Raw genomic sequence first — 2,668 nt, 5'->3', positions numbered from 1 at the left:
CGGTGCCGCTGCATCTCGAAACGCTGCCCGGCAAGCCCTGCGCCCAAGACCTGGAGGCTGTGCTTGCGACCCATTATGCGGACGCCACGTGGGTCAAGGTGATCAAGGCGGACGATCCATCGGCAAGGGCCGGGCGGCTCGATGCGCTGGCGCTCAACGACACCAATCTGCTTGAGTTGCGCGTCTTCGGCAATGCGAGGCATGGCCACGCCGTGCTGGTCGCGCGTCTCGACAATCTCGGCAAGGGCGCTTCGGGTGCAGCCGTGCAGAACATCGGCATCATGCTTGGCGTCGAGACCTGAGCTTCGCGCCGGCGCGGCTGTTTGGACGCGGGTGTGTTGTGCGCGCCGCCCATGGCGCCCGCGCTACCTCACTTTGACAGGCATGATCTCGGCGGAAAGCTGCACTTCGTTGCCAAGGTGATAGGCATAATAGGCCGGACGAGAGAGCCGCCGCAGCAACAGGAACAGGCGGAAGCGCAGACGCCGGAGCGGATTCATATGCCGGGCGGGCAGCAGGTTCTCGTGGGAAACGTGAACGATCCACTGCGAGGGATGCGGCGGCAGGTCGATCTCCCGATGCCGCGCCATGCTTTCGAGATAGCGTTCCACGTTCGGTTCTTCCATGAAGCCGAAACGCAGTTCGACACCGATGACGCTGCCGCGTTCCCTGTCGCGCGCAAAGACCGTGATGTGATAGCGGTTATCGTGCACGTAGGGCACCTTGGGGTGGGTCACCTCGACCAGGATCAGATTGCGCGGCAGCACGCCATAGCGCTCCAGCAGCAGCCCGACCAGCGCCGGCGCGCGATCGGTCGGGTGGCGCAGCGGGTTGGGCGCCATGATCAGCGCGTTGCGCTCGATAAAGCTGGTGCCGGCGCGATGCAGTCTGACCAGTTCGGCCATCGTCATGGTCGAGCGCGCGGCATAGGCCGCAAACGTCGCCTTGCGTCCCCAGCGCCATGTCGCCATGGTGAGGAAGGCCGCGACGCCGACCGAGAGCGGCACAAACCCGCCTTCGAGGAATTTGACCGAACTGGCGATCAGAAAGGCGCCGTTGAGCGCGGTCAAGGGCACCCAGACCAGCGTCGTCAGCGCCACGCCCCATTGCCAGTAGCGGCGCGCAATCGCGAACATGGCAAAGGACGTGATCAGCATCACGCCGGCAACGGCCAGACCATAGGCGGCCGCCAGCGCCGAAGATGAGCCGAAGCCGATCACCAGCCCGATGCAGCCGAGATATAATCCCCAATTGACGATCGGAATATAGATCTGGCCGGCGTGATGGCGATGGGTATGCAGGATGTCGAGACGGGGCAAAAGGCCGAGGCCGATCGCCTGCGAGACCAGTGAAAATGCGCCTGAGATCAGCGCCTGCGACGCCACGATCGTCGCCATGGTCGCCAGCACGACAAGCGGCAGCAACAGCGGCGCCGGCGCCAGGCTGTAGAACAGTTTGCCGCCCGCGATCTCGGCGCCGCCGAGCAGATAGGCGCCCTGGCCGAGATAATTCAGCAGCAGAGCCGGGAACACCACCGTGAACCAGCCGATCCGGATCGGGCGTGCGCCGAAATGGCCGAGGTCGGCATACATGGCCTCGCCGCCGGTGACGACCAGGATCAGAACGCTGAGGATCAGGATGGCCTCGCGAAATCCTGCCTGCAGCAGGAAGGCCGCGCCGTAAGCGGGATTGAACGCCATCAGGATCGCAGGCTCGCGCGCGATGGCGACCGCGCCGAGCGCGGCGATCACCACGAACCAGACCAGCAGGATCGGTCCGAAAACCACGCCGATGCGGGAAGCACCCTTGAACTGGATCGCGAACAACCCGGTCAAAAGGGTCACCGTAATCGGGATCACTGAGGCCGCGAAGGCGGGCGTGGCGACGTCGAGCCCCTCGACCGCCGACAGCACGCTGATCGCCGGCGTGATCATGCCGTCGCCCAGCAACAGGCCCGCGCCCAGCATCAGCGACCACAGCATCAGCTGGGTGCCCTGTTTCTTGTATCGGTGCAGCAGGCCGTAGAGCGCGAACACGCCGCCTTCGCCGTCGTTTTCCGCAGCCAGCACCAGAATGGCGTATTTGACCGCGACGATCAGAATGATGGTCCAGATCGCGAGCGAGATGGCGCCGAGGACATGATCGGGAGTCGGCGCAACGCCGGCGGGACCGAGAAAAATCTGGTCGATCGCATAGAGCGGCGAGGTGCCGATATCGCCGTAAACCACGCCGATGGCGCCGATCGTGAGCGCGGCAAGGCCGCCATGCGGGGCATGGCCGGGCGCCGCGCCGTCATGGACAATTGCGGGACGAACTTTCCGCTTCGGACCGGAATCGTTCATCGTACAGTGATCATTCGCATTTTTGCGTTTTTGGCGCAGCTTGGGCTGTGAGGTGTTGAGCTAAATCAAGCCGGGGAAGTAGTACAATCAAAGATTGTTAAAGTTAATTATACACGTTCAAGAGGGGGCCCATTCCAGTTCGCGGCGCTTGTTCTGGATTGTCCAGGCCGGCAGGTGCCGGTGATGCCAGTAGCCGGCAACCCCGATGTAGATATGGGCCTGGACCTTGTGGCCAGCCTCGTGGACGTCAGTCACCTTGCGGTCATAGGCGCGGCCCTCGCGTTCGAGACGGTCAAGCTGCTCCAGGGTGGCATCATCGACGTGAT

Annotated in this window: 2 protein-coding genes and 1 pseudogene; 1 reads left to right on the top strand and 2 read right to left on the bottom strand. The window is 63.7% G+C overall.

From position 1 onward, the window contains the following. A pseudogene (locus ABSG20_RS34160) lies at positions 1-302 on the top strand (N-acetyl-gamma-glutamyl-phosphate reductase); the annotation flags it as partial. 63 nt (positions 303-365) lie between these two features. Here ABSG20_RS34160 and ABSG20_RS34155 read toward each other — a convergent pair. Further along, complete coding sequence (locus ABSG20_RS34155; RefSeq protein WP_423868846.1) at positions 366-2,342, bottom strand: KUP/HAK/KT family potassium transporter; 1,977 nt, start codon at positions 2,340-2,342, stop codon at positions 366-368. 117 nt (positions 2,343-2,459) lie between these two features. Then, on the bottom strand, positions 2,460-2,668 hold a 209-nt coding region (locus ABSG20_RS34150; RefSeq protein ID WP_423868845.1), incomplete at its 5' end, for a gamma-glutamylcyclotransferase.

It is taken from the genome of Bradyrhizobium sp., from assembly GCF_049512235.1.
Lineage (GTDB): Bacteria > Pseudomonadota > Alphaproteobacteria > Rhizobiales > Xanthobacteraceae > Bradyrhizobium.
The sequence above is the reverse complement of the archived record's forward strand: the minus strand, read 5'-3'. Positions and strand labels throughout refer to the sequence as shown.